At 66.8% G+C, this 26171-nt stretch carries 22 protein-coding genes; 3 read left to right on the plus strand and 19 right to left on the minus strand.

Translation table 11 applies throughout. From position 1 onward, the window contains the following. Positions 1 to 190: 190 nt before the first annotated feature. From ntrC to glnA, 5 genes are all read right to left on the minus strand, one after another. Entirely contained in the window at positions 191 to 1618 is a 1428-nt protein-coding gene (gene ntrC, locus J7367_RS07600; protein ID WP_057659329.1) for a nitrogen regulation protein NR(I), read from the minus strand. After that, positions 1611 to 2666, minus strand: coding sequence for an ATP-binding protein (locus J7367_RS07605; RefSeq protein ID WP_016850649.1), 1056 nt, complete (start codon positions 2664 to 2666; stop codon positions 1611 to 1613). Before J7367_RS07605 ends, ntrC begins: the two co-directional genes overlap by 8 nt. A 264-nt stretch (positions 2667 to 2930) precedes the next feature. Continuing rightward, positions 2931 to 4373, minus strand: a complete 1443-nt coding sequence (locus J7367_RS07610; protein WP_057659331.1) for an ammonium transporter — start codon at positions 4371 to 4373, stop codon at positions 2931 to 2933. Positions 4374 to 4395: 22 nt separating this feature from the next. Beyond that, positions 4396 to 4734: a P-II family nitrogen regulator gene (locus J7367_RS07615; protein WP_002808480.1), complete on the minus strand. Its 339-nt coding sequence runs from the start codon at positions 4732 to 4734 to the stop codon at positions 4396 to 4398. 276 nt (positions 4735 to 5010) lie between these two features. Continuing rightward, complete coding sequence (glnA, locus tag J7367_RS07620) at positions 5011 to 6420, minus strand: type I glutamate--ammonia ligase (RefSeq protein WP_003488480.1); 1410 nt, start codon at positions 6418 to 6420, stop codon at positions 5011 to 5013. Between the two features lie 221 nt (positions 6421 to 6641). Between glnA and J7367_RS07625 the strand changes: the two genes are divergently transcribed. After that, positions 6642 to 7439, plus strand: coding sequence for an undecaprenyl-diphosphate phosphatase (locus J7367_RS07625; RefSeq protein ID WP_007968085.1), 798 nt, complete (start codon positions 6642 to 6644; stop codon positions 7437 to 7439). A 276-nt stretch (positions 7440 to 7715) separates the two neighbouring features. Beyond that, on the plus strand, positions 7716 to 8531 hold the full coding sequence (locus tag J7367_RS07630; RefSeq protein ID WP_057659333.1) for an META domain-containing protein: 816 nt from the start codon (positions 7716 to 7718) through the stop codon (positions 8529 to 8531). A gap of 47 nt (positions 8532 to 8578) precedes the next feature. Here the strand turns inward: J7367_RS07630 and J7367_RS07635 are convergent, their stop codons facing one another. From J7367_RS07635 to J7367_RS07695, 13 genes are all read right to left on the minus strand, one after another. Beyond that, positions 8579 to 9589: an NAD(P)-dependent alcohol dehydrogenase gene (locus J7367_RS07635; protein ID WP_057659335.1), complete on the minus strand. Its 1011-nt coding sequence runs from the start codon at positions 9587 to 9589 to the stop codon at positions 8579 to 8581. An 83-nt stretch (positions 9590 to 9672) separates the two neighbouring features. Then, a complete protein-coding gene (locus J7367_RS07640) occupies positions 9673 to 10284 on the minus strand; it encodes a YbhB/YbcL family Raf kinase inhibitor-like protein (RefSeq protein WP_017157349.1) in 612 nt (203 codons plus the stop codon). A 192-nt stretch (positions 10285 to 10476) separates the two neighbouring features. Then, complete coding sequence (locus J7367_RS07645; protein WP_057659337.1) at positions 10477 to 12549, minus strand: tetratricopeptide repeat protein; 2073 nt, start codon at positions 12547 to 12549, stop codon at positions 10477 to 10479. 113 nt (positions 12550 to 12662) lie between these two features. After that, the gene (locus J7367_RS07650; protein ID WP_057659340.1) at positions 12663 to 12944 is read right to left on the minus strand and encodes a hypothetical protein; all 282 of its coding nucleotides are present in this window, start codon (positions 12942 to 12944) and stop codon (positions 12663 to 12665) included. Positions 12945 to 12964: 20 nt separating this feature from the next. Next, entirely contained in the window at positions 12965 to 13954 is a 990-nt protein-coding gene (locus tag J7367_RS07655; protein WP_007968094.1) for an alpha/beta fold hydrolase, read from the minus strand. Between the two features lie 59 nt (positions 13955 to 14013). Then, the gene (locus J7367_RS07660; protein WP_007968095.1) at positions 14014 to 14913 is read right to left on the minus strand and encodes a lysophospholipid acyltransferase family protein; all 900 of its coding nucleotides are present in this window, start codon (positions 14911 to 14913) and stop codon (positions 14014 to 14016) included. Positions 14914 to 14934: 21 nt separating this feature from the next. Further along, positions 14935 to 15363, minus strand: coding sequence for a hotdog fold thioesterase (locus J7367_RS07665; protein ID WP_007968096.1), 429 nt, complete (start codon positions 15361 to 15363; stop codon positions 14935 to 14937). A gap of 263 nt (positions 15364 to 15626) precedes the next feature. Beyond that, complete coding sequence (locus J7367_RS07670; protein WP_033481704.1) at positions 15627 to 17645, minus strand: phospholipase D family protein; 2019 nt, start codon at positions 17643 to 17645, stop codon at positions 15627 to 15629. After that, entirely contained in the window at positions 17642 to 18214 is a 573-nt protein-coding gene (locus tag J7367_RS07675; protein ID WP_033481702.1) for a YceI family protein, read from the minus strand. Before J7367_RS07675 ends, J7367_RS07670 begins: the two co-directional genes overlap by 4 nt. A gap of 3 nt (positions 18215 to 18217) precedes the next feature. Further along, entirely contained in the window at positions 18218 to 18694 is a 477-nt protein-coding gene (locus J7367_RS07680; RefSeq protein ID WP_057659342.1) for a histidine phosphatase family protein, read from the minus strand. A gap of 15 nt (positions 18695 to 18709) precedes the next feature. Then, positions 18710 to 19342 carry a ParA family protein gene (locus J7367_RS07685; RefSeq protein WP_003488448.1) on the minus strand — a complete coding sequence of 211 codons (633 nt, stop codon included), beginning with the start codon at positions 19340 to 19342 and terminating at the stop codon, positions 18710 to 18712. A 324-nt stretch (positions 19343 to 19666) separates the two neighbouring features. Next, positions 19667 to 20584 carry an AEC family transporter gene (locus tag J7367_RS07690; RefSeq protein ID WP_057659344.1) on the minus strand — a complete coding sequence of 306 codons (918 nt, stop codon included), beginning with the start codon at positions 20582 to 20584 and terminating at the stop codon, positions 19667 to 19669. Positions 20585 to 21265: 681 nt separating this feature from the next. Further along, positions 21266 to 21901, minus strand: coding sequence for a hypothetical protein (locus J7367_RS07695; protein ID WP_057659345.1), 636 nt, complete (start codon positions 21899 to 21901; stop codon positions 21266 to 21268). A 159-nt stretch (positions 21902 to 22060) separates the two neighbouring features. On the opposite strand from J7367_RS07695, the gene J7367_RS07700 reads away from it, so the two are divergent. After that, the gene (locus tag J7367_RS07700; protein WP_176214965.1) at positions 22061 to 25804 is read left to right on the plus strand and encodes an indolepyruvate ferredoxin oxidoreductase family protein; all 3744 of its coding nucleotides are present in this window, start codon (positions 22061 to 22063) and stop codon (positions 25802 to 25804) included. Positions 25805 to 25901: 97 nt separating this feature from the next. Here J7367_RS07700 and J7367_RS07705 read toward each other — a convergent pair whose 3' ends face one another. Then, complete coding sequence (locus tag J7367_RS07705) at positions 25902 to 26171, minus strand: DUF3253 domain-containing protein (protein WP_033481376.1); 270 nt, start codon at positions 26169 to 26171, stop codon at positions 25902 to 25904.

Raw genomic sequence — 26171 nt, forward strand, 5'->3', positions numbered from 1 at the left:
GCCGCCTGACTCGAGGCAGTGGCGCGTGCGAGCAAACAACGAAGAGTTCATGCACGCGTGCCGCGATGCTCGTCAAGCTCGCCTGTTTCGCTGTGTGGCTCAAACACCTGCGCGTAGTCCGGCTTTTTGCAGGTGCCCCTCACGCCCTCTCACGCAGGTGGGAGAGGGCTCACCTCCGCGTGCGGGCTGATCAGCGGCGCTTGCGGCCCGGCCCCAGCTTGCGGGTGACGGTGTTGCGGCCCAGTCCCAGGCGGGCGGCGGCTTCGGCACGGCGGCCCTGGGTGAGTTGCAGCGCCGCTTCCAGCAAGGTTCTGTCCAGGCGCTCGCGCGCTTCGGCGTGCAGGCCCTGGGCACCTTCGCTCAGGCGTTGCGCGGCCCAGCTGGAAAGCATGTCGTCCCACTGCCCGTCGCTGCGACCGCTGCGGTGACGACGGCCGCCGCGCGCCAGTGCGGCGTCCACGTCGACCACGTCGATGATGTCCGACGTCGCCAGCGCCGCCAGGCGCCAGCACACGTTTTCCAGTTCGCGCACATTGCCCGGCCAGTCGTACTGGCGCAGGTCTTCCAGCGCGGCCGACGAGAGCCGCTTGGGCAGCATGTCGAGCTTGCGCCCGGCCATGGCCAGGAAATTTTCGGCCAGTTGCGCGATGTCGCCGCGCCGTTCGCGCAGCGGCGGCAATTGCAGGCGCACCACATCCAGGCGGTGCAGCAGATCGGCGCGGAAGCGGCCTTGTTCGACCAGCGCTTCCAGGTCCTGGTGGGTGGCGGCGATCACGCGCACATCGACGCGGATCAATTCGCGCCCACCGACGCGGAAGAATTCGTTCTCTGCCAACACGCGCAGCAGCCGGGTCTGCAGCGGCAATGGCATGTCGCCGATTTCGTCCAGAAACAGCGTGCCGCCATCGGCCTGTTCGAAGCGGCCGATATGCCGTTTGGTCGCCCCGGTAAACGCGCCGGTTTCGTGGCCGAACAACTCGCTTTCCAGCAATTCGGCCGGGATGGCGGCGGTGTTGAGCGCGACGAAGGGTTTGCGCGCACGCGGGGATTCGTTGTGCAGCGCGCGCGCCACCAACTCCTTGCCGGTACCGGTTTCGCCATTGATCAGCACCGACAGCGGCGCCTGCGCCAGGCGGCCGATCGCGCGGAACAAGGCCTGCATCGCGGGCGTGTCGCCGATCAACGAGGCCGAGCCTTCGGCCAGCCGCGTGGCGAGGATCTCTTCGACGCCGGCATCGGCGTCCGGCAATGCGCGCGCGGCCAGTGCCACCGCATCGTCCAGGTCGAACGGCTTGGACAGGAACTCGTGCGCGCCACCGCGGAAGGCGCCAGCGGTGCTGGCAACATCGGTGTAGGCCGACATCACGATCACCGGCAACTGCGGGTGCTTGGATTTGAGTTTGTCGAGCAGGGTCAGGCCGTCTTCGCCGGGCATGCGCACGTCGGTAAACAGCAGATCCGGCATGGGCCGCATGGCCAGCGCCTGCAGCGCGGCCGCGGCGCTGTCGAAGCCGTCCACGGCGTAGCCTGCATCGCGCAAGGCGGTGGACAGCACGAACCGGACCGACCGGTCGTCGTCGACCACCCAGATGTGGGATACGCCGGCGGCCTCAGCCATGTGGATGCTCCTTGTCGTGATCGCCGGCCAGCTCGGGCAGCAGCAGGGTGAAAACGGTATGGCCCGGACGCGAGCGATAGGTCAGCGTGCCGTGGTGTTCGCGCGAGACCTGCTGGGCCAGCGCCAGGCCCAGCCCGCTGCCTTCGGCACGGCCGCTGACCAATGGCAGAAACAGGTGCTCGGCCAGTTCTTCCGGCACGCCGCCGCCGTCGTCGATGATCTCCAGCCGCAGCGACATCGCATGCACGCGGTCGCGGATGCGCTGGCCGTGCTCCACGCGGGTGCGCAGCGTCACGCGCGTGGCGCCGGCCTGGAAGGCGTTGCGCACCAGGTTCCAGACCGCCTGGGTCAAACGGTCGCCATCGCCCAGAATGTCCGGAATGCTGGGGTCGTAATCGCGCTGCACCTGCACCGACCAGCCGCCTTCGGCTTCGGCCAGGCGTAACACCCGTTCGAGCACCACATGAATGTTGAGGCGATCGTGCGGGCGCGCCGGAGTGGGCGAGAGCAGCCGTTCGAGCAGGGTGTTGAGGCGCTCGATCTCGGTGCCGATCAGCTCGATCAGTTCGCGTTCGTCTTCATCGCGCCCGGCCGCGCGGCGCGCCAGCAACTGCGCGGCGCCCTTGAGCCCGGCCAGCGGGTTACGCAGCTCGTGCGCCAGCCCCTTGAGCGCAGCGCTCAAGGCGTTGGGCAGGGCGTGGGTGGGATCGAGCGCGGGGAATTCGTCGACCGGGTGGGTTTCCAGCAGCCAGCCGCCATCGTCCAGCCGCGACAGCCAGCCCTCGGCAAAGCGCGGCGCGTCGTTGGGCAGGCCCAGCGCCAGCCGGTGCAGACGCAAGACGTCGCGCTCGTCGTTGAGCAGAAAGCGCGCCAGCGCGTCGCCCTGCACTTCCAGCGCGGCCAGGGGCTGTTCGACCAACCGCCGTGCGCTGACCCCGAGCCAGCGGGCAAACGCCGGGTTAACCCCCAGCACGCGGCCCTCGCGGTCGGCCCAGGCGACCGGTGTGCCCAGGCTGTCCAGCGATGGCATGGAAGAGGACGTCACCATTGCACCAATTTAGTGCAAACGGCAGCGCCATGCATCGATGTCGCGCGAAGCGAAGCGTACGGAGACACCATGTAGGCCGGACGGCGGCGGGTCGCACCGATCCAGCGTGCATCCGCGCCGGCAGTCATGGGCGTGGGGCTGGTCATGCAGGCACCTCGGCAGTGGTTCCGCGCCCAGCGGGCGGCGGGAAAAAACGGACCCGGCTGGGCGATCCCGGCCGGGTCGTGGCGCCACCCGCGGCAGCGCGGCCGCGGGTGTGCATGCTCAGGACTCGTACGCGGCTTCGCCGTGCGAGGTGATGTCCAGGCCCTCGCGCTCGGCTTCTTCGCTGACGCGCAGGCCGAACACCAGCTTGGCGACGAGAAAGCCCACCACCGACACCACGCCGATCCAGCCGACCGTGATCCCGACGCCCAGCGCCTGGATGCCGACCTGGTGCACGATGTCGTAATCGCCGCCCTTCTGGCCGCCCAACGAGGCCGCCGAGAACACGCCGGTGAGGATCGCGCCGATGATGCCGCCCAGGCCATGCACGCCGAACACGTCCAGACTGTCGTCGGCGCCCAGCAGGCGCTTCAGACCGGTGACGCCCCACACGCACAGCACGCCGGCGGCAAGGCCAATCACGATCGCACCGAACGGACCCACGGTGCCGCAGGCCGGGGTGATACCGACCAGGCCGGCCACCATGCCCGAGGCCACGCCCAGCGCGGACGACTTGCCCTTGATGATCTTCTCGGTCAGCGACCAGCCCAGGATGGCGGCGGCGGTGGCCAGCAAGGTGTTGAGGAAGGCCAGCGCCGCACCGGCATTGGCTTCCAGGTTGGAACCGGCGTTGAAGCCGAACCAGCCCACCCACAGCAGCGAGGCGCCGACGAAGGTCAGGGTCACGTTGTGCGGCTTGATCGCCTCACGCCCCAACCCGGCGCGCTTGCCGACGAAATAGGCGCCGACCAGGCCGGCAACACCGGCATTGATATGCACCACGGTGCCGCCGGCAAAATCCAGCGCGCCCAGTCCGAACAGGTACCCGCCGGTGGCCCAGACCATGTGCGCCAGCGGCAGGTAGCCGAAGGTGAACCAGATCACCGAGAACAGCAGTACCGCGGCGAACTTGGCGCGTTCGGCAAAGGCGCCCACGATCAGCGCACCGGTGATGCCGGCGAAGGTCGCCTGGAACGCGACGAACACGTATTCCGGCAGGCTCACGCCCTTGGTGAAGGTGGCCGCCAGGGTTTCGATGGTGACGCCCTTGAGCAGCGCCTTGTCCAGGTTGCCGATCCACGCGCCTTCGCCGGAGAACGCCAGGCTATAGCCATACAACACCCACAGGATGGTCAGCAGCGAAAAGACTGTGGCGACCTGGATCAGCACCGACAACACGTTCTTGGCGCGCACCATGCCGCCGTAGAACAGCGCCAGGCCCGGCACCACCATCATCAGCACCAGCAGGGTGGAGGTCAGCATCCAGGCGACATCGCCCTTTTCCACCACCGGTGCGGCTTCGGCGGCGGCGGCCGGCGGGGCGGCCGGCTGCGCCGACGGCAGCGGTTCGGTGGTGACCGGCTCGGTCGGCAGCGGGGTGACCTGCGGCGTGGACTGCGCATGCGCACTGCCCATGCCGCCCACCATCAGCGCGCTGAACAGCATCAGCATGCACACGCTGTAGAACCGGGCTTTCCACCCGGCAAAGAGAGCTGTCTTCATACGAACTCCGGGGCTGGTGGGGTCAGAGCGCATCGGCGCCGATCTCGCCGGTGCGGATGCGCACCACCTGCTCGATCGCGGTCACGAAGATCTTGCCGTCGCCGATCTTGCCGGTGCCGGCGGCGTTCTGGATCGCTTCGACCACCGCGTCCAGGCGGTCGTCGGTGACCACCGTTTCGATCTTGATCTTGGGCAGGAAGTCGACGACGTACTCGGCGCCGCGGTACAGCTCGGTGTGGCCTTTCTGACGCCCGAAGCCCTTGACCTCGGTCACGGTGATGCCCGACACGCCTGCTGCAGACAAGGCCTCGCGGACCTCGTCGAGCTTGAACGGCCGGATGATGGCGGTGATCAATTTCATGCGCATACCCCGAATGGTGGAAAGAACCGGCCGGCATTGCGCCGCCCGGCGGTGTCATTCACCTGGATGCCTACCCCGGCATCCGATCGTTCGCGATTGCGCGGACCCCGGCAGATGTCATGCATCCGCCTCGTGGGAGAGGTCAGGCCCGCGCGCCGCGAACGATGTGCTCTCTCATTACCCCTGCGATCCATGGCCGGGGCCACGGATCGCTCGAACAAGTGTGCGGCGATGGCGGAGGTGGGAGGGGGGCCTCCGCCATCACCGCGGTGGAACTCAGTTGCCGTAGTACAGCTGGTACTCCAGCGGGTGGGTCGCAGCACGGAACTTGGTGACTTCCTGCATCTTCAGCGCGATGTAGCCGTCGATGAAGTCGTCGCTCATCACGCCGCCGGCCTTGAGGAACTCGCGGTCCTTGTCCAGCGCTTCCAGGGCCTGGTCCAGGCTGGAGCAGACCTGCGGAATCAGCTTCTCTTCTTCCGGCGGCAGGTCGTACAGGTCCTTGTCGCTCGGTGCGCCCGGGTCGATCTGGTTCTTGATGCCGTCCAGGCCGGCCATCATCAGCGCGGTGAAGGTCAGATAGCCGGACTGCAACGGATCGGGGAAGCGCATTTCGATGCGGCGCGCCTTGGGGTTGGTGACCCAGGGAATGCGGCACGACGCCGAACGGTTACGCGCCGAATAGGCCAGCATCACCGGCGCCTCGAAGCCCGGGACCAGACGCTTGTAGCTGTTGGTGCCGGAGTTGGCGAAGGCGTTGATCGCGCGGGCATGCTTGAAGATGCCGCCGATATACCACAGCGCCAGCTGCGACAGGCCGCCGTAGCCGTCGCCGGTGAACAGGTTGACGCCGCCCTTGGCCAGCGACTGGTGCACGTGCATGCCCGAGCCGTTGTCGCCCACGATGGGCTTGGGCATGAAGGTGGCAGTCTTGCCGTTGCGGTAGGCGACGTTCTTGATGATGTATTTCATCGTCAGCAGTTCGTCGGCCTTCTGCACCAGCGAGCTGAACTTGGTGCCGATCTCGCACTGGCCGGCGGTGGCCACTTCGTGGTGGTGCACTTCGGTTTCGATGCCGACCTGTTCCAGCGTCTTGATCATTTCCGCACGCAGGTCGTGCAGGCTGTCGGTCGGCGGAACCGGGAAGTAGCCGCCCTTCACGCCCGGGCGGTAACCGCTGTTGCCGCCGTCGTACTTTTCGCCGGTGTTCCAGGCCGCTTCTTCCGAACCCACCTGGAAGAAGGTGTGGCCCATGTCGTTGGCAAAGCGCACCGAATCGAAGATGAAGAATTCCGGCTCCGGGCCGAAGAACGCCTGGTCGGCGGTGCCGGAGGATTTCAGATAGGCCTCGGCGCGCTTGGCGATGCCGCGCGGATCGCGCTCATAGCTCTGCATGGTGGCCGGGTCGAGGATGTCGCAGGTCAGCACGATGGTCGGATCGGCGAAGAACGGATCCAGATACGCGGTGCCGGCGTCCGGCAGCAACACCATGTCCGACTCGTTGATGCCCTTCCAGCCCGCGATCGAACTGCCGTCGAACATCTTGCCTTCTTCAAACAGCGCCGGCTCGATGATATTGACCGGAAAGGTGATGTGCTGCTGTACACCACGCATATCGACGAAGCGCAGGTCGACGAACTCGACCTTGTTGTCCTTGATCAGCTTTTCAACATTTTCCACGGACATCGGAAGAAACCTCAGGCAGGAGTTAAGTGGCTCGTGGGCGGTACTACAGCAGGGACCGTGCCAAGCCTTGGTGCTTCACAAGCCCTTGATTTTGCTTACATCGCTCGCGACCGTAAAAGCCGTATCGCACTATTCAGGTGCAAAGATGGAAACGCGGAGCACCGATGTGGTGCATGCCGCAATGCACTATCCTGGCGCCTCCCTCACCCCTGCCCAGTCCGATGTCCGATCTGATTTCCGCCCTGCTGTTGGGCATTCTCGAAGGCCTCACCGAATTTCTGCCGATCTCCAGCACCGGCCACCTGCTGATCGCCGAACAATGGCTCGGACGCCGTTCTGACTTCTTCAATATCGTCATCCAGGCCGGCGCGATCCTGGCCATTTGCCTGGCGCTGCGGCAGCGCCTGTGGAGCCTGGCCACCGGCCTGGGCGAGCGCGCCAACCGCGACTACGTGCTCAAGGTGGGCGTGGCCTTCCTGGTCACCGCGGTGGTCGGGCTGATCGTGCGCAAGGCCGGCTGGCAATTGCCCGAAACGCTCCAACCGGTCGCCTGGGCGTTGCTGATCGGCGGGGTGTGGATGCTGGTGGCCGAACACTTCGCCGGCAAGCTGCCCGAGCGCGATGTGGTGACCTGGAAGGTGGCCATCGCAGTGGGCCTGGCGCAGGTCGTGGCCGGTGTTTTTCCCGGTACGTCGCGCTCGGCCTCGACGATCTTCATCGCGATGCTGCTGGGCCTGAGCAAGCGCTCGGCAGCGGCGGATTTCGTGTTCATGGTGGGCATTCCGACCATGTTCGCGGCCAGCGGTTACGCGCTGCTGGAGATGTACAAGGAAGGCGGTTTCGGCACCGAAAACTGGACCGATGTGGCCGTGGCCTTCGTGGCGGCGACCATCACCGGCTTTGTGGTGGTGAAGTGGCTGCTGGGCTATATCAAAAAGCACCGTTTCACGGTGTTTGCGGTGTACCGCATGCTGCTGGGCGCCGCCCTGCTGCTGTGGCTGCCGGCGGCTGCGGGCTGACACCCGACCGCCCCTACCTGGCCTGCAGGTCGCGATGGTTGCGCCATGCGGGCCAGGCGCCAGGAACGCAAAGCGCCGCCCCCGAGAGATTGTGGACGGCACGCTGGGCACTGCAGCGGACCGGCGACAGCAGCCGATTCCGGGCAGCGCCCGCGCCCGCCTGGCAGTGCGCGCGGTCGTTGGTTGGCGCTCCGGGGCGTCCACGTCGTGACGCCGGTCATTGCCGCGGGCGCACGCTGGCGGTATCACTGACGCATCGATCACCGGGAGCTGCGCATGCGTGCCGTGTTCTTGGCCCCAGCATTGCTGGCGGCGGGCGTGACGGCCTGCGGGTCGGGTGCATCGCCGGAGCCGCCCGGCTCCAGCCATGCTGCTGCGCGGGCGCCGGTCGCCGCTCCCTCTGACACGGACAATGTCCCGTTACGCGCCGCCCTGCGCGCGCAGCACTGGCACCTGCAGCGGGCCAGCGATGCGCATGGCACGGCCTTGCGCAGCCTGTTCGTCGACGGCGTGCCGCCAGTGCAACTGGATTTCAGCGATCAGCGCATCCAGGTCAGCCAGACCTGCAACGCGCTGGGCGCCACCTACCGCGTGGCCGAGGCGCACGTGCAGATTGGCCGGGTGGTCTCGAGCAAGCGAATGTGCGCCGATGCACGCCGGATGGCGCAGGAGCGCGCGGCCAGCGACCTGTTGTCCGGGCGCTTCGCAGTGATCATGGACAACGCAGCAGCCGCGCCCCGCCTGACCCTGACCCGCAGCGACGGCACCGTGCTGATCTTCGGCGGCACGCCCACTGCGGACACCGGTTATGGCGGGCCGGGGCAGACGCTGTTGATCGAAGTCGCCGCAGAGACCATGCCCTGCGTTTCCGACCCCGCGCGGCGCTGCCTGCAAGTGCGCGAGCACGACCCGGACGCACCTGCCACCGTACAGGCCGCAACATCATGGCAGCCCTACGAGGGCACGATCGAGGGTTTCGACCATGAAGACGGCATACGCACCCTGCTACGCGTGACCCGCTACCCGGCCGGCAGCGAGCCTGGTACCAAACCGGTGTACGTGCTCGACCAGATGATCGAGGCCGGCAGCTAGCGCGGCTGCAGCATTGGGCCGCGCACCCTGCGACGCCGCTACCCGCATCAGAACCGGATGAGGACCTTGCCCACGTGTTGCGCCTTGGCGAAATAGTCCAAGGCCTGGGGCGCCTGGTCGAACCGGAACGTCTTGCTGTGCAGGGTTTTGATGCGGTGCTGCTCGATCGCCTGCAGCAGGTCCACGAACATCGCCCGGCTTCCGTTGGCGATCCCGCGAATGGTCACGTTCTTGCGGATCAACGCCACGTAGTCGGGAATCGGCGAGGCCGCGCCGGGGGTCACGCCGATCACCACGATGGTCGCATTCGCGGCCGCCACCTTGATCGACTGGCCCAAGGTGTCCTGCCCGCCCGTCTCGATGACGACGTCCGCGCCGCCGCCGGACAGCTGCATCACCGCCTCGGCCCAGTCGGGGTGGGTGCGGTAGTTGACGGTGATGTCGGCGCCCAGGCGGCGTGCGAGCTCGAGCTTGTCGTCGCTGGACGAGGTGATGGCGACGCGGGCACCGTGGAGCTTGGCCAGTTGGAGCGCAGCCATCGAGACGCCACCGGTTCCCAGGCACAGCACCAGGTCGCCGGCCTTGATCCTGGCCACTTCCACCAGCGCGTGCCAGGCGGTCACCGCAGCCGATGCCAGCGCAGCGACATCTTCGTCCTCCAGCGACGCAGGCACCTTGATCAGGGCACTGGCAGGCAGCGACACCTTTTCGGCCAGCCAGCCGTCGTGGGTCACGCCCAGGTCGTGGGCGAACATCTCGGCATCGAACCTGCCATCCAGCCAGGTGGGAAAGTGCCCACTGACGACACGGTCGCCAGGCGCGACCTGGCTGACGCCTGCGCCGACGCAGGTCACGATGCCCACACCCTCGGCAACCGGAACGCGCGCGGGCGCAAGCTTGCCGCCGTAGGTGCCCTTCAGGATCTGCAGGTCGCGGTTGATCAGCCCGACCAGTCGCGGAGCGACGATGACCTCACCAGCCCCTGCAACTGGTTCGGGCATCTCGACCGCAACCAGGCTCTCGAGGCCGGTTTGATTGCCAATCTGGAATGCGTTCAAGGGGGATTGCCTGTGCTGCGACGCCGGCCGAACGTGGCTGGCGTCATGGGGGATGGAGCGACCGCCGCCATCGGCGCGATCGCTCAGCGCAGCGACGGGTTCAAGGTGTAGGTACCGTGCAACGCCGCTTCGGCCAGCACATGACCCTGCATCGCCGACAGCACATCGGCGGCGGAGAAGCTGTCGGGCAGGCTGAGTTTGGCCACGTCCAGCGCGAACACGCGGAAGAAATACCGGTGCACGCGCAGGTCGTTGAACGGCGGGTACGGGCCGTCGTAGCCGCGGTAGTCGCCGGCCATGTCGGCATTGCCGGCGAACCACTGGGTGTAGGAATTCAGCCCCTGCCGGGCACCGGCCGGGCCGGGGGGCTGCTGCTTGCCCTTGACCACGAAGCCGTCGCTGCAGCTGCCCGCCGCGATCTCATGCACATCGGCGGGGATATCGGCCATGGCCCAATGCACAAAATCGGTGCGTGGCTGCTCGACGGGAATCTGCAGGTCGTCGCGGCCGACGGTCTCGGGCACGGTCGGCACGTCCGGGTCCAGGCACAGCAGCGCAAACGACTGTGTGCCGGCCGGCACCTCGCGCCAGGCCAGGTGCGGATTGCGGTTGGGCGCAAAGCCCTCCGGCGTGCCGGCGGCAAATTCCACCGCGATGGGCGTGCCGTTTTCGATGCTGTTGCTGGTCAGACGCATGGCGGGTCTCCGAGAGAAGCGATACGGATCAGGGTGCCTGGCTCTGCGCCGCAGCGGAAGACGTGGCCATGGAACCTTCTGATGCGCTCGGCCGGGTTTACCGCCACGCTCATACCGCGCCTGCATGCACTGCAGCAGCGCGAGGCGGCGGCCACGCCCACCTGCCGTGGGCACGACCGCGTTGATGGCGCCTCAGTCCTGCGGGTAGCCGAAGCGCACCGCGATCAGGGTGAGCAGATCGAACTGCGCGCCGAGCACGTCGCGGTAATCGCGCCAGCGGCCGGAGGCCAACCGCGCCGGGCCGCGCGGTTCGACCAGCGGGAAGCTCAGTCCGAACGCCTGCTCCAGGGCCGTCGAAATTCCCTGCGGGTCGTTTTCGATCCCGTCCAGCCGGATGATGCGGTGGGGGTACAGGTCGCGCTCGTGCAGCGTGGCCAGCTGTTCCAGCGCGATCAACAACCAGTCGGTGGCCTGCTGCGGCGATTGCAGCGCCAGCGGCGCCGACGCACCGGCCGAAAGCCAGTCCAGCAACATGTCGCGCGGGTCGCGCAGCGCGATCGCCAGCCGGCCCTCGGGCAGATGCGGGCGCAGCGCGGTCAGCAGAGTGTTGTCCCACCACAGCAGCCAGTCGATGACATTGCCGTCGTCGATGCCGCGGCGCGGCAGTTGCGCCTTCCAGCCTTCCACCAGCGCCGTCGGTGCCAATTCGCCGGAAGCCAACTGTTCGAGGGTGCGGTAGCTCTGCAGCGCATCCGATGGCGGCGTGGTGCCATAGCGGTCGCCACGCACCAGTGGGGTGGCCGCGCCCATCACCGCGACCAGGCGTTCGACATGCGAGCCGGGCGTGCCCCACACGAACAGCGGGCGCGCGGTGACGCTGTCGGGAATGCTGCCCAGCGCAGGCCACTGCGTCGGCTGCTTGGCTGCCTGCGGCGGCAACGGCAGCCGATGCTGGGCCTGTTCGCGATGGAACTGCATCCAGGTACCCACGGCGGCATCGGGCTGGCCGGCGCGGTCCTGCACATTGCCCAACCATGGCCGCAGCACGGTCTGCTGCGGTGCAGGCAGCGATTCGATCAACGATTCGACGCAGGCGATCGCCGCCGGTGGGTCGCGTTGCAGCAAGGCTTCGACAATGCGCTGCTCGCCGCTGATGCGGCCCGGCTCCACCGCCACGATCTGACGCGCCACCATCTCCGCTGCGTCGGCCTGGCCCTGCATGTCGTGCACGCGCATCAGCGCTTCCAGGGCCGGCAGGTGTTCGGGCATGGCCAGCAGCCAGCGCTCGATCACTGCCTGCGCCTGCGGCCCACCGACCGGCTCGACCGCCAGGCGGGCCAGCCACAGGTCGTGCGCAGTGGCCGAGGTGGCCAGTGCCGCATCCAGGGTGTCGCGCGCATCGTCCACCGCGCCCAGCCGCTCCCAGGCGGTGAGCAGCGCGTGCAGCGTGCGGCGGTCGGCCGGCCAGTGCGCCAGTGCCAGGCGCAGGTGCGCGGCGGCCTGATCGGGGCGACCGGCCTGCAGCTCCATTTCGCCGGCGAGCCGGCGCATGGCCGGCAGATCGCCGCCGGGCTGGTCGAGCACGCCCTGCATCGCCGCCACTGCGTCGTCCAGGCGGCCCTGGCGCTGCGCCAGTTGGGCAATGAAGGCGCGCAGCGCGGTGCCGGGGGGATTGAGCTCGATCACGCGCTCGAAGGCACGCTCGGCGAACGCAAAATGCTCTTTCTGCAGATACGCAAAGCCCAGCGAAAACAGCACGCGGGCATCGTCCGGCAGCTGCTCGGCGGCGCGGGTGAGCAGCGACAGCGCGCGGTCGTCCTGGCCGCGGCGCATTTCCACCACGCCATCGACCGCCAGCAATTGCGGATGTTCTGGCGCCAGGCGCGCGGCAGTGCGGCTCAGCCGCTCGGCCTCGTCCAGATCGCCGCGTGCCACCGCCAGATGCGCCTGCATGACGTAGGCATTGAACTGATTGGGATCCAGCGCGGTACTGCGCGACAGCGCGGCATCGGCGGCGGACAGATCGCGCGTGGCCAGCAATGCGCCGGCGCGCAGCAGATGCAGGTCGGCATCTTCGGGCGCCAGCGTCAGCGCGGTATCGATGCTGTCCAGCGCCAGCGCCGGCTGCCCTTGCTGCTGCAGCGCAAGCGCCAGCCAGCGGTGGGCGGCGGCGTGGTCGGGCGCGTTGGTGACCCACTCGCGGGCCAGCGCCACCGCATCGTCGGCCGCATTGCGGCGCAGGGCTTGAAGAATGGCGTCTTGCATGGCGGCGGCGGGTCCTGGACAAACCGCTATTGTAACGATGCGCGCTGGGGCGCTTGCATGTGCAACGGACGCTGCCGTCTGGCGCTGTGCCGGCGCCGTGTGCAAGCTGGGCGTTATCGGCGGTGCGAACCCACATCGCTCGTTCGCCCCCGGCCAGAGGTTGAAACGCGTGCCAACTTCCGACGCAGCACGCTCGCGCCATAGGCCACGCACAGCGCCCCAAACACCAACTGGGCCAGATGCCACAGCGCAGCATGGGCGCCCACGGAAACCGATCCTGCGCGTGAGCGGAACAGGATCTCCCCGGTCTGCAGATAGGTGTAGAGGCTGATCGCGCTGAAGTAGACCATCACGCAACCGACGCCCACTGGCAAAACGGCGATCACTGCATCCATGGACGGATGTCGCCTCAGCGTCATTCGCGCGCCGTGGTCAGCCGCTCGGCCACCCAGCGTTCGGCAAAGCCATCGCCGCGGGCGTTTTCCAGAAAGCCGCAATGCCCGCCCCAGCGCGCGATTTCCAGCTGCGCATGCGCCGGCAACTGCCAGGCGGCGAAATCTTCGAACGGAATCACCGGGTCGTCTTCGGCCATCAGGATGTCGACCGGCACCTGCAGGTCGGCCAGGCGTTGGCCGGCAATCGAATAGCTGTCGAAGTATGCTTCCAGCGAGCCATGCCCGGTGTGTTTCACCGCCAGCCAGGCCATCAGCCCGCGCATGTCCAGCGCCAGGGTGGCGTCGTCGTACCCGTGCTGCTCGGGGAACAGCTTGCGCTTGCGCAGCAGCGATTCGCGCCATTTACGGCGGAAGTACCAATCGTAGAACTGCGGGCCCTTTTCCAGCCGGGTCATGGTGGCGGCCGGGTCCAGCAGCGGGCACACCGCCGCCACGCGCGCCAGCGGCAGGCCGGCGGCGGGCGCACGCAGCGCCAGCCGCAGCGCGAAATTGCCGCCCAGCGAATACCCTGCAGCCAGCAATTGCGGCGCAGGAAAACGCCGCCACAGATCGCCTGCGGCATTGACCACTTCTTCGATGCGGTCGGAGTGGAACAGGTCCACATTGAGATGGTGGGTACCGCCGTGGTCGCGGAAGTTCAGCCGGAACACCTGGTAGCCCAGACCGAGCAGGCGCGCGGCGGTCAGGCGCATGTAATTGGAATCGGCGCTGCCCTCCCAGCCATGCAGCAACAGCACGGTGCCGCGTGGCGGCGCATCGCCGGGCGGGACGCTCATCCAGCCCTGCAGGCGCACACCGTCGCCGCCATCGAGGATATGTTCGCTGGTGACCGCGCCGCTGGCGGCCAGCAACTGACGGCTGCGGATGCGCCGCAGGGCGCTGCTGCCCAGCACCGATTGCACGTGCGGATTGCGCAGCCAGCGCGGCGGCAAGTAGTCGGAGGCGTTCATGCGCGTATCGCACCGGCGTTGCGGCTGGCCGCAGGGGAGAGGCGCGCGCGCATCGTCGGCTAGGACTCCATCGCTGCGACGATCCGTTGGCGCGAGGTCTCGGCCATGCGACGACGGCCTTCGATGTCCAGCGCGCGAATCGGCTCGAGAAAATGCACTTCGGCCAACCGCGACGGCTCGCCCAGCAGGCGCACGATATTGGCGAAGAAACTCTCGCGCTCACCGAAGGCCACCACCGCCTGCGCGTTGCCGCGCAACCCGTACCGCAGCGCCACCGGCTGTACCGGCACGCCGGCTTCCACCGCTGCCTGGAAGATGCGCGCATGGAACGGGCCCACTTCGGTACCGCCACGGGTACGTCCTTCCGGGAAGACCCCCACCGGCTTGCCGCTTTGCAGGCGCAGCAGCATTTCCTGCAGCACCCCGCCCAGCGATTCGGTATTGCCGCGCTGGTGGAAGATGGTCTGGCCCTTGGTCGCCAGCCAGCCCACCAGCGGCCAGCCGGCAATTTCGCGCTTGGCCACGAACCCCATCACCCGCTGGCTGTGCAGGATGGAGATATCCACCCAGCTGACGTGGTTGGCCACGAACAGGGTCGCGCCCGGTAGCGGCGTCCCGAAACGGCGTAGCCGGAAGCCGAACACGCGCATGAGGGTGCCCTGCCACCAGCGGATCATCCGCTCCTCCAGGGTGTCGTCGTGCCCGATGCGGATCCGCGCCAGCGCCGGTACCACCACGCACAGCATGGTGACCGGCAGGCCGAGACACAGATGCAGCAATAACAGTGGCACCCGGTAGAGATACCGGAACCAACGCAACGCGCCGCCAGCGTCGCGCGTGGCGTCCAGGGATGACTCGCTCATTCGACGAACGGAACCGGTAACGGGGGAAGGAGGCGCAACCATTGTGACAGCAGCGTGGCCGCCGCGCAGTGCCGGCAGCGGATGACGCTGTTCCATGCATGCCGCTGCCGGACGAGCTCAGCCATTGCTGCGTGGGACCACTGCCAGGGTCAATCGCGACACACAGACGCGTTTGCCGGCCGGGTTTTCGATGGTGATGTCCCAGACATGCGTGCTACGCCCCACATGTACTGCCCGCGCAGTGCCGGTCACCAGCCCCTGGGTGGCAGCGCGCAGGTGATTGGCATTGATCTCCAGGCCCACGCAGATCTGGGTCGCCATATCCACGCACAGGTTGCCGGCGCTGCTGCCCACCGTTTCGGCCAGCACCACCGAGGCGCCACCGTGCAGCAGGCCATAGGGCTGCCTGGTACGCGCATCCACCGGCATGGTGGCGCGCAGCCAATCGTCACCGGCCTCGGTGAAGACGATGCCCAGATGCTCGATCAAGGTATCGCGGCTGGCGGCATTGAGGGCGGCTAGATCGACGGGTTCGCGGAAGGTCATGGGCTGGGAGTGGAGAATGGGAAGCGCAAGAGCAAGAGCATCCAGGCGCCTGGGGTGCGATGCAACTGGGGAGTGGTGCCGGCGCCTGACAGCATTCGTTGGCGGCGCCGATGCGTTGCGCGACACTTGCCGGTGGCAACTGCAGCTGCTTCGGCGATTTCCGGTGTCCAGGAGCCGATCCGCAGCCAAACTGCGTCCATCCAACCACAACGTGCTGCACGCTCAGGCACTCGCTGCTGCGACCCGCCTGGCACGCCAGCCGATCAGAGAATCGGTACCAGCCCGGCGCCGAAAGCGGTCAGCATGCGCACCAGCAGCCACTTCGGGCCGACATTGACCTCCGGGAAATCGCCCACCGCCACATAGCACTGGCGGAACTGCGGGTCCTGCCGCTTGAGCGGAAACGGACAATCCGGGCCGGGCTGGAACTGGTAGTTGGTGGCGTAGCGCCATGGCCAGAAATCCAGCACCGGCAAGGCTTCGGAGACCTTGCCCACGCTGTAGTTCAACCCGCTCAGCACCGGCGGCTTTTCGCGCGGCGCCACCGTCCACGCATTTTCCGGAGCGATGTCGCGTTCGATGCTGGCAGCCAGCGCCTGCGCAAAGCGCGCATCGTCGATCACCACGGCCGCTTCGGTGTTGTAGTTCTCGCTGCGCGGGTCGAAGTTGTGCGTACCGATCACGCCGATGCGGCGATCCACCACCAACGACTTGGCATGCAAGCCCATGCGCGCACCGGCGCGGGTCACCGGCAGCGGCTTGTTGACCGCGCGCGTGCCCAGGAACGAGGGCCGCGTTTCGGTCCGCAGCACGCGCCGATCGACCTCGCTCCCACCCGGCGCACGGCCGCCACCACTGCCGCGCAGCACGTTGCCGGCGCTCGCGCTGGCGCTGCCCTCCGGGCCGCTGCTGCCGCGCATCGCATTGCCCGCTGCGCTGCCGCCGATCAGGCGATTGTTGCGGCTGTCCTGATTGACGTCGGAGGCGGGGTTGAGCGGGTCCGGCACCAGGTTGGCGTAATCCACCGGGGCATCGAGCGGAAACGGCTTGAACTCGTACACATTGAAGCCCAGCTCGCGCAGGTTGCGGCGTTTGAACTTGTACGACAGCGCATACACGATGGGGTTGTCGGTGGCGGCCAGGCTATTGGTCGACACCACGATGCGCGGCGGCTGCGGGTGTTTGCGCAACGTGCGGAAGATCGCCTGCGCCTGGTCGGACAACACCAAGTAGGGGGTCTGCAGCAGCACTTCCTGCTGCGCGCCGGCAATCAGGCCATCCAGTTCCGGCGCCGTGGACACTGCCTTGGCCGCATGTTCCCGGCGGTGTTTTTGCGGCAGATCGGCCACGTACAGCACACGCTGCACCGGCATGGCCGGGGTCACGAAGGCGTCGCGCACGAATTGCGGGTCGCGCGCTTCGCGGTCTACCCGCGCCACCCGGTCGGGCCGGCGGAATTCGGCCGGCGGCATCGTCGGCACGCCCTGCTCCAGCAGCAGGCGCCCGACATCGTTCAGACGCTCGGCCGGTACGCTGCGCCGGGCACGCCAGAACGCATCGAAATTGGCGGCCATGGCGCGCACTTCCGGCCCGGCCAGAATCACGTCGCGGTCGCGGAAGTTGTACTCGCTGTCCCAGTCGTAATAGTCGTCCTGGTAATTGCGCCCACCGACCACGCCCAGCACGTCGTCCACCACCAGCAGCTTGTTGTGCATGCGCTGGTTGAAGCGGCGGAAGCAACACAGCACGCTGCCGGCATAATCGAAGTAATTGAGTTTGACCTTGCCGAAGGTGGGGTTGTAGATGCGCAGCTGCAGGTTTTCATGGCTGCTGGCGAGCGCACCGAGAATCTGCAGATCGGCGATCGCCGACAATTGATCGATCAGGATGCGCACCTTGACCCCACGCTGGGCGGCGTCCACCAGTGCGTCCAGCACCATGCGCGCGCTGTCGTCCTTATCGAAAATGTAGGTCTGCAGATCGATGCTGCGGGTGGCGCTGCGGATCAGGTTGAGCCGGGCCACCAGCGATTCTTCGCCATGGTCGACGATGGTGGCGTAATGCCGCGGCGCCACTGGTGTGGAGGCGGTGATCGCCTCGCCGCCCAGCGCGCGCAATGGCGAGGGTTGCGCGCAGCGATTGGCCTGGGTGCAATTGACCGCCGTGCTGCGTGCCGCAGCGGCGACACCTGCGGCACGGTTGCGTTCGGTTTGTGACAGACTGGCGCATCCGGTGCCGAGCAACAACGTTGCCAGCACGCAAACCCTCAACAGATACGTCACGGGCGCCGTGCCTCCTGCAGGCGCCCACGCAGAATGAACGTCACCCTGTCGCCCAGGGCCATCTGCCACGCATTCATTCCGTAACGTCCACGCAGGACCGTCCCTCGACTGATCACGTCGCAATCATAGCCCGGCCGCGTGCATTCAGCCGGCACCACATGCAGCGTTTCCAGATGCGTGATTCCGCGGATGGTCAGGTTGCCGACGATGTCGCCACCCTGCTTCACGACTGCGTCGACATACGGCAGCGACTCGAATTCGACGACCGGGTACTGCGCAACGTCGAAAAAATCCTCGCCGCGCATCCAGCTGGTGTACCGGTCCTTGCCGGGGATCTCCACCTGAGTGGCGTCCAGCCGGAAACGCACCTGCTGACGCCCATCGGCCAACGTCACTACGTCACCGCGAAAACGCGGGAAAAACCCCTCGATCTTCGTCCCGAAGCGGGTCTTGATCTCGAACCCGAAGCGCGATTGCGCCGGGTCGATGGACTGCACCTTCTGCTGCGCCATGCAGGGAAATACGACCCAGAGCGCCAGCCAGGCGTACCAGCGCAGCGACGATGACACGGATCAAGGCCACCAGAAGGCGGTCAGGCGGGCGATGCCCGGCTCGGTGGTGGCGTCCAGCGGCAAGGCCAGCAACGCGATCGAGGCGGTGGGCATGCCGCGGTAATCGCCGGTCTGGCCGCTGTGCATCAGCGCGGCCAGCCGTTCCAGGCCAGGGTTGTGGCCCACCAGCAGCAGGCGCTCGGCCTCGCGATGTTCGTCCACCAGGCTGGCCAGGGTGCCGGGCGTGGCCTCATAGATACGTTCGTCCAGCCGTTGTTCGATGTAGCCGGTGAGCTCGAGCACCGCCTCCAGGGTTTCGCGGGCGCGGCGGGCCGGTGAGCACAGCACCCGGTCGGGCACCAGCCGCTGCTCGCGCAACCAACGCCCGGCCGCTTCGGCCTCGGCGATGCCGTGCGGCGACAGCGGGCGATCGAAATCGGCTTGGCCGGTATCGGCCGGTTCGGCGTGGGCGTGTCGCAACAAGATCAATTCGCGCATAGGAACTTTCCGGTTCTAGGACTTCCTGAGCCACTTGAACAGCGGCTCCCAGTCCTGTTGATGGTCGCGCACCTGCGCCGAGCGGTAGTCGAACAAGCTACGTCCCAGCCCGGCCATCACCACATAGGCCTGGGTGTCGCGCAGTTGGGTCACCAGCGGATACGGCCAGCTGCCGATCATGTCGGCGGCCTGTTGCGAAGTCTGGGTCCAGGGGCGGGCACGATTGAGCACCAGGCCCACCGGCAGTTTGCGCTGATGCACGCGCGGCACCTTGGCCAGCGTGTTGAGAAAGCCGACCACCGCTTCGATATCCAGCGCCGAGGACAGCACCGGTACCACGATGGCATCGACGTGGTCGAGAAATCCGCTCAGGTCCTCGGCCATGGCGCCGGCCGGCGCATCGACGATCAGGGTATCGGTGCCGTCCGGCACCGCACTCTGCCAGCTGCGGCGCTTGGTGGCATCGATCGGCAAGACGGCACTTTCCAGGCTGGCGCGGCGCTCTGCCCAGCGGGTGGACGAGCCTTGCGGATCGGCATCTGCCAGCACGGTGCGCTGGCCTTGCAACGCCGCATGTGCGGCCAGATTGGTGGCGATCGTGGTCTTGCCGACGCCGCCTTTGGAGGCGGCCACCAGGACTGTCTTCATGCACGCCTCGCTTCCGGGAGCAAGCCGGCAGCGTACACCGCGGCAAGGTGAGGAAGTAGTCGAAACGCGTTAAACGCACTGCTGCGGGGGCAGGCAACGACAGCGCAGACCTTCAGCCGATGAGCGCGAGGCCCTGCGCCGCAGCGGTGCGTGGCAACGAAACGATGGGAGCCTGGCACGGCGCAAGGATCTTCCGCGCGCATCGCTCGGCCGCGGCGTCGCAATGCAGCATGGCACCGATGTTGCAGGTCCTGGTTTACCGCAGCTCGAACAAGCACGTGCGTACGGCACCACCGCGTTCTGGCTGTTGGGAGCGTTACGGCCTTACGCCACCAGCTGCGCCAGCAGCCAGGCCCACGCAGGCAGCGTCAGTAGCGACAGCAGGATGCTGTAGCCGACCATCGCCGCAGCCAGGCGTGGCGCCAGCCGGTGCGAGATGGCCAGCGCGGCGGCGGTGATCATGGTGGGCATGGCCGATTCGAGCACATTGGTCTGCAGCATCTGCCCATGCAGGCCCAGCACCCAGGACAACGGCAAGGCCAGGACCGGCATCAGCAGCAGCTTGAACACCAGGCCGACGGCCAAGGGCCTGAGTTCGTCGGCAGGCAGGCGCAGCTGCAGCGAAAAGCCCACCGACAGCATCACCAGCGGCAACATCGCATCGGCCAGGTTCTTCAGGCCCGAGCCAATCCAGACCGGCTGCTGCTCGGGCATCAGGGTCAAGGCGAACAGCAGCGCCCACAATGGCGGGAACTGCAGCACGCGCATCACGATCAGCCGTGCGGTCGGCGGGGTATCGCCGCTGTACCGGGCCAGCACATACAGCCCGAACGTGGACAGCAACACGAAGGTGCCGAACTGGTCGTAGACCACCGCATACGGCAGCGCGTGATCGCCGATCAGCGCGCGCACCATCGGAAAGCCGATAAAGCTGGAATTGGTAAACACCACACACATCAGCAGCGCGGCGTATTCGGCGCGGCCCAAGCGCAACAGGCGGCTGCAGCCCCACAGCAGCGGCACGATGATGGCGGTCAGCAGCCATGGCGTGGCGATCACCCCACCGAGCGAAGCGTCCAGATGCAGGCGCGGGACATAGGTCAGCACCGACGCCGGCAGGCAGATGTACAGCACGATGCGGTTGAGCACATCGGCGCTGTTGTCCGGCAACACCCGCAGGCGGGCGAACAGCAGGCCCAGCCCCAACATGGCCAGAATCAAGGCAAATGCATCCACCGCCATATGCGATCGTGTCCGTTGGAAAGCGATGCACAGGATCGCATAGCGCGCGGTGCGCGCATCGTTGGATGCGTTAGCCTGGCTGGGGTGCACGGTGCACGCCGCCAAGCTCCGGTCACCGCGGAGCTCCAACTACCGCACTGTTTCCCAAAGCTGAAGCCAGCGTATCGAAAACGCGGCGCCCTCGCCGATTGCGGGACACCGCACTGGACAGTTCGTTGGTGACTTCATTGAAGAGCTAAGGACGCCGCACCAGCCAGTGGACTGGCCGTATTTTTAAGCTCTGCGCATCGACCATCTCGACTGGTCCTTGCCCGCCCACCGTCGCGGCTCTTGGGCGACACGGATGCGCGCAAGAGCCGGCAAGGACGTCCTTGCGGCGTGTGCCCTGCGATTGGTGGGCGGGCAAGACCCTGCTGCCAGGCCGCAGACCAGCGCTTTGCTTCTCCCGCATCGACCTCGCAAGGTCGGAAAGCAAAGCGCCCAGCCATCGCTCCACTCAGGCGCACAGATCCGGTCGGATTTCACCGAGATGGCGGAATCGGCGCTATGCGTCTTGTTTCAAGTAAGCGGCACGCCGACGCACCAGATAGAGACCAGGTTGATCGGCAAAAAATGCCTAGCACAGCATCAGCCCGCTGCACCATCCGCGCCGCAGGAACTCCCCGCAGCGCGGCGAGGCACTTACGGAAACGCTGGCGGGTTGGCCTGCCAGGCCGCAAAGACCTCGGCCAGGCTGGCGCGCTCTGCTTCGCGCCATTCCGGCAACAGGCTGGCGTAGTTGGCGGGGCTGCTCCAACGGTCCGGCCAGGTGCGCACGGCTGCTGCATACCACTCGACTGCCTCCTGCTTGCGCCCGGCGCGCCAGAGCGCCAGTGCAGCCGTGGTTGGCAGCCATTCCGGCGTGGCCGGACGGCCATTGGCCAGGGTGGCCCATTGCTGCAGCGCCTTGTCGGGCTGGTCGGCACGCAGCAGGTCCCACCCATAGTTCCAGGTGATGGCCCGGTACTGCTGGCTGCCGTTGGAGACCAGCGCCAGCGCGCCCTGATACAACTCATCGCCCAGCTGGGCGCGCCCACCGGCGTAGGCCAGCGCCGCCAACTGCGCGCGTGGATCGGCCGCGCGCGCGTCACGCTGCACCATCGCCGCCAGCCGGTCGACGACTGCATCGCCCTGGCCTTGTACGGCCACCACGGCCTTGGTGGTACCGCGGTCTTCGTCGAAATAGAACTCCTTGGGCTTGGGCAAGCTCTGCGCCTGCGTCAACGACCACACCCCTCCGAGCAGGGCCAGAGCGGCCCACGCGTATTTCCTTTTCACTGTGTTTTCCCCTGACAGCAAACGACCCCTTCCCATCCCCATCCTACCCGCAGCGCGTCGGCTGCGCATCCGCACAGGGACAGGTGCGTGAAAGCTGACTGTTACACTTTGCACCGCCGTTTTGGAATCCGTCGGGTGCGTCAAATAGTTTCAGATGACATGCACCGGGGCCCAGCCACCCTTTTCGGGCACGCCATGACCAGTACTGCTGCGCTTTCTTCCCCCGACTCTGCCAACACGCCGGAGCTCGGCGGGGTGGATACGGACTACACGCTGGACCACAAGTACACGCGCACCGATGGGCGCATCTACCTGTCCGGTGTGCAGGCGCTGGTGCGGCTGCCGCTGCTGCAGCGCCTGCGCGATGACGCCGCCGGGCTGGAGACCGCCGGCTTCATCAGCGGCTACCGCGGCAGTCCGCTAGGCGGTCTGGACCTGGAACTGTGGCGGGCGCGCAAACATCTGGACGCGGCCAAGGTCACCTTCACTCCGGGCCTGAACGAGGACCTTGCCGCCACCATGGTGTGGGGCACCCAGCAGACCAACCTGTTCCCCGGCGCGAAAGTGCAGGGCGTCTACGGCATGTGGTACGGCAAAGGGCCGGGCGTGGACCGCAGCGGCGACGTGTTCAAGCACGGCAACGCCGCCGGCACCTCGCCGTTTGGCGGCGTGCTGGCGCTGGCCGCCGACGACCATGCCTGCCGCAGTTCGACCCTGCCGCACGGGTCCGAAGACGAATTCGTCAGCGCGATGATGCCTATCCTCAACCCGGCCGGAGTACAGGACATCCTGGACATGGGCCTGCTGGGCTGGGCGATGAGCCGGTACACCGGGCGCTGGATCGGCTTCAAGACGATTGCCGAAACGGTGGAATCGTCCGCCTCGGTGAACGTGGACCCGTTCGCCCGCACCATCGTGCTGCCGGAGGATTTCGCGCTGCCGGCGGGCGGTTTGAGCATCCGCTGGCCGGACCCTCCGGTGGATCAGGAGATGCGCCTGCATCGCTATGCGATTGCCGCCGCGCAGGCCTTTGCGCGCGCAAACCACATCGACAAGGTGGTGCTGGATTCACCGCACGCACGCTTGGGCATCGTCACCACCGGCAAGAGCTACCTGGATGTGTTGCAGGCGCTGGAATATCTGGGCCTGGACGCGCAGGCCTGCGCGCAGATCGGCATCCGGGTCTACAAGGTCGGCATGACCTGGCCGCTGGAACCGGTGGGCATCAGCGCGTTTGCGCAGGGTCTGGAAGACATCGTGGTGGTGGAAGAGAAAAAAGCCTTCATCGAGCGCCAGATGAAGGAGCTGTTCTACAACTGGCCGGCCAGTGCCGGTGCGCGGCCGAGCATCGTCGGCAAGTACGATGAGCAGGGCGCGTGGATCCTGCCATCCACCGGCGAACTGACGCCGGCCACCATCGCGGCGGTGATCGGCAGGCGCATCCTGCGCCTGCTGCAATCGAGCACGATCAATACCGATTCGATCCAGCAGCGCCTGCGCTGGATGGATGCCAAGGAAGCGGAAATGGCCTTGCCGCGTGCGCAATTCCCGCGCGTGCCGCATTACTGCTCCGGCTGCCCGCACAACACCTCCACCGCCGTGCCGGAAGGCTCGCGCGCGCTGGGCGGCATCGGGTGCCACTACATGGTGACCTGGATGAACCGCGCCACCGACACCTTCACCCACATGGGCGGCGAAGGGGTGACGTGGTCGGGGCAGGCACCGTTTACCGACACCCCGCACGTGTTCCAGAACCTGGGCGATGGCACGTATTTCCATAGCGGCTCGCTGGCGATCCGGCAGTCGGTCGCCACCGGCGTCAACATCACCTACAAGATTCTCTACAACGATGCGGTGGCGATGACCGGCGGGCAGCCGGTGGACGGCACGCTCACCGTGCCGGACATCGCCCACCAGCTGCGCGCCGAAGGCATTCATGAGATTGCAGTGGTCAGCGACGACATCGGCAAGTGGACGCGGCGACGCGAGCTGTTCCCCGCCGAAGTCGCGTTTCACGATCGTGGCGAGCTGGAGGCAGTGCAGCAGCATCTGCGTACCGTCAAAGGCGTATCGATCCTGATCTTCGACCAGACCTGCGCGACCGAAAAGCGTCGCCGTCGCAAGCGCGGCAAACTGATCGATCCGCCCAAGCGGGTGATGATCAATTCGCTGGTGTGCGAAGGCTGCGGCGATTGTGGCGAGAAAAGTTTTTGCGTGTCGGTCTTGCCGAAGGAAACCGAATTCGGGCGCAAGCGCCAGATCGACCAGTCCAACTGCAACAAGGATTATTCCTGCGTCTCCGGCTTCTGCCCGAGCTTTGTCACCGTGCATGGCGGTGCGCCGCGCAAGGGCAAGCGGCGCGACGCCAGCGCGCTGCTGGACGCGCTTCCCGAGCCGGCCAAGCGCACCGCGCTGGAACGGCCCTGGAATATCCTGATTACCGGCGTCGGCGGCACCGGTGTGGTGACCATCGGCGCGCTGCTCGGCATGGCCGGGCATCTGGAAGGCAAGGGCGCCACGGTGCTGGACCAGACCGGCCTGGCGCAAAAGGGCGGCGCGGTGACCACGCATATCCGCATCGCACGCCAGCCCGCCGACATCCATGCCGTGCGCATCGCGGCAGGCGAAGCAGACCTGGTACTGGGCTGCGACATGGTGGTGGTCAACGATTACTGGGCGTTGTCCAAGGTGCGCGACGGGCGTACGCAGGTGGTACTCAACACCTATGAAGCAATGCCGGGCACGTTCACCACGCAACCGGACCTGCAGTTTCCCGCTGCCGAGATCATTGCCGGTGTGCGCACCGCGCTCGGTGGCCAGGAGCCGTTATTGCTGGATGCCACGCAGCTGGCAACGGCATTGCTGGGCGACGCCATCGCCAGCAATCTGTTCGTGCTCGGCTACGCATGGCAGCACGGGTTGGTACCGTTGTCGCATGCGGCGCTGATGCGCGCGATCGAACTCAATGGTGCAGCCGTTGCGATGAATCAGCAGGCGTTCGCCTGGGGGCGCCTGGCGGCGATCGATCTGCCGGCGGTGCAACGCGCTGCGGGTCTGGCCGGTGCCGACGCGCCTGCACATCTGCATGGCGATACACCGCATGCACGCGGACCAGGCAGCTGGGAAGAGCACGATCTCAGCGGCCAGAGCGCACCGCGTGCGCTGGCACAGACCGATGGCAGCACGCTGCATGGCGAGGTCGCTGCGCCGGCCGCGCCGCTGGACGACGAGCAGTTGGCGCACTCGCTGGACGAGGCCATCGCGCGTCGCGTCGCATTCCTGGCCGACTACCAGGATACCGCCTACGCGCAACGTTATCGCAGCCTGGTCGAGCGCGTACGCGCACACGAGCTGCAGCGCGCCCCCGGCAGCAACGCGTTGACCGAGGCGGTGGCCCGTTACGCCTTCAAGTTGATGGCCTACAAGGACGAATACGAGGTGGCGCGGCTGTATACGCGTGGCGATTTCCAGCGCCGGTTGCAACAACAGTTCGAAGGCGACTACACGCTGCGCTTCCATCTGGCGCCGCCATTGCTGGCAAAGAAAGACGCGCACGGCAACCTGATCAAACGCGAGTACGGGCCGTGGATGTTCACCGCCTTCAAGCTGCTGGCGCGGTTGAAGTTCCTGCGAGGCGGCAAGCTCGACGTCTTTGGCTACAGCCAAGAACGGCGTGGCGAGCGTCAGCTGATTGCCGACTACAGCGCAACCGTGGACATGCTGCTGGAACGGCTGGACGCCGATAACGTGGGGTTGGCCGCGCAGATCGCCAGCATTCCGGAGCACATTCGCGGCTATGGCCACGTCAAGCATGCGCATCTGCAGGAAGCCAAGGCGCGCGAAGCTGTGCTGCTGTCGCAGTGGCGCAATCCCAAGGCGTTGCATGTGGTGCAGGCGGCTTGACGTCGCCGAACGATGACATCTTTTCGATGTAGTCGCTCGACGACATTCGGTTTAATCCAGTTACATGCGGCAGCTGGCGTATCCAATCAATGCGACGTCAGTCGAAATGCGAACCACGCATCAGGCGAATCGGTCCGCGTGCAGTGGCAGGGTCCACAGTTCGACCCTGCTGGGTGATCCGTACCAGGCCTCTGCCTGCAGCAGCTGCGGCCACCGCACGCACCTGGGGCATCAGGTTGCGCCACACCGCCGCGTCATCGCTCAACGCGCGCGCCACTTCCGAGGGACAAATCGATTGCCCGGGCCGACGTTGCGCAAGCAAGCGCCGGATCAACGCGGCAACCTGCGCATCATCGGGCGATTGCAC

This window comes from Xanthomonas sp. D-36-1 (assembly GCF_017746155.1).
Classification (GTDB): Bacteria; Pseudomonadota; Gammaproteobacteria; order Xanthomonadales; family Xanthomonadaceae; genus Xanthomonas; species Xanthomonas cissicola.

Excerpts from the sequence above, each read along its gene's own strand:
- ntrC (WP_057659329.1), bottom strand. The coding sequence starts at position 1,618 with ATGGCTGAGGCCGCCGGCGTATCCCACATCTGGGTGGTCGACGACGAC.
- J7367_RS07605 (WP_016850649.1), bottom strand. The coding sequence starts at position 2,666 with ATGGTGACGTCCTCTTCCATGCCATCGCTGGACAGCCTGGGCACACCG.
- J7367_RS07610 (WP_057659331.1), bottom strand. The coding sequence starts at position 4,373 with ATGAAGACAGCTCTCTTTGCCGGGTGGAAAGCCCGGTTCTACAGCGTG.
- J7367_RS07615 (WP_002808480.1), bottom strand. The coding sequence starts at position 4,734 with ATGAAATTGATCACCGCCATCATCCGGCCGTTCAAGCTCGACGAGGTC.
- glnA (WP_003488480.1), bottom strand. The coding sequence starts at position 6,420 with ATGTCCGTGGAAAATGTTGAAAAGCTGATCAAGGACAACAAGGTCGAG.
- J7367_RS07625 (WP_007968085.1), top strand. The coding sequence starts at position 6,642 with ATGTCCGATCTGATTTCCGCCCTGCTGTTGGGCATTCTCGAAGGCCTC.
- J7367_RS07630 (WP_057659333.1), top strand. The coding sequence starts at position 7,716 with ATGCGTGCCGTGTTCTTGGCCCCAGCATTGCTGGCGGCGGGCGTGACG.
- J7367_RS07640 (WP_017157349.1), bottom strand. The coding sequence starts at position 10,284 with ATGCGTCTGACCAGCAACAGCATCGAAAACGGCACGCCCATCGCGGTG.
- J7367_RS07645 (WP_057659337.1), bottom strand. The coding sequence starts at position 12,549 with ATGCAAGACGCCATTCTTCAAGCCCTGCGCCGCAATGCGGCCGACGAT.
- J7367_RS07650 (WP_057659340.1), bottom strand. The coding sequence starts at position 12,944 with ATGGATGCAGTGATCGCCGTTTTGCCAGTGGGCGTCGGTTGCGTGATG.
- J7367_RS07655 (WP_007968094.1), bottom strand. The coding sequence starts at position 13,954 with ATGAACGCCTCCGACTACTTGCCGCCGCGCTGGCTGCGCAATCCGCAC.
- J7367_RS07660 (WP_007968095.1), bottom strand. The coding sequence starts at position 14,913 with ATGGAACAGCGTCATCCGCTGCCGGCACTGCGCGGCGGCCACGCTGCT.
- J7367_RS07665 (WP_007968096.1), bottom strand. The coding sequence starts at position 15,363 with ATGACCTTCCGCGAACCCGTCGATCTAGCCGCCCTCAATGCCGCCAGC.
- J7367_RS07680 (WP_057659342.1), bottom strand. The coding sequence starts at position 18,694 with ATGCGCGAATTGATCTTGTTGCGACACGCCCACGCCGAACCGGCCGAT.
- J7367_RS07685 (WP_003488448.1), bottom strand. The coding sequence starts at position 19,342 with ATGAAGACAGTCCTGGTGGCCGCCTCCAAAGGCGGCGTCGGCAAGACC.
- J7367_RS07690 (WP_057659344.1), bottom strand. The coding sequence starts at position 20,584 with ATGGCGGTGGATGCATTTGCCTTGATTCTGGCCATGTTGGGGCTGGGC.
- J7367_RS07700 (WP_176214965.1), top strand. The coding sequence starts at position 22,061 with ATGCACCGGGGCCCAGCCACCCTTTTCGGGCACGCCATGACCAGTACT.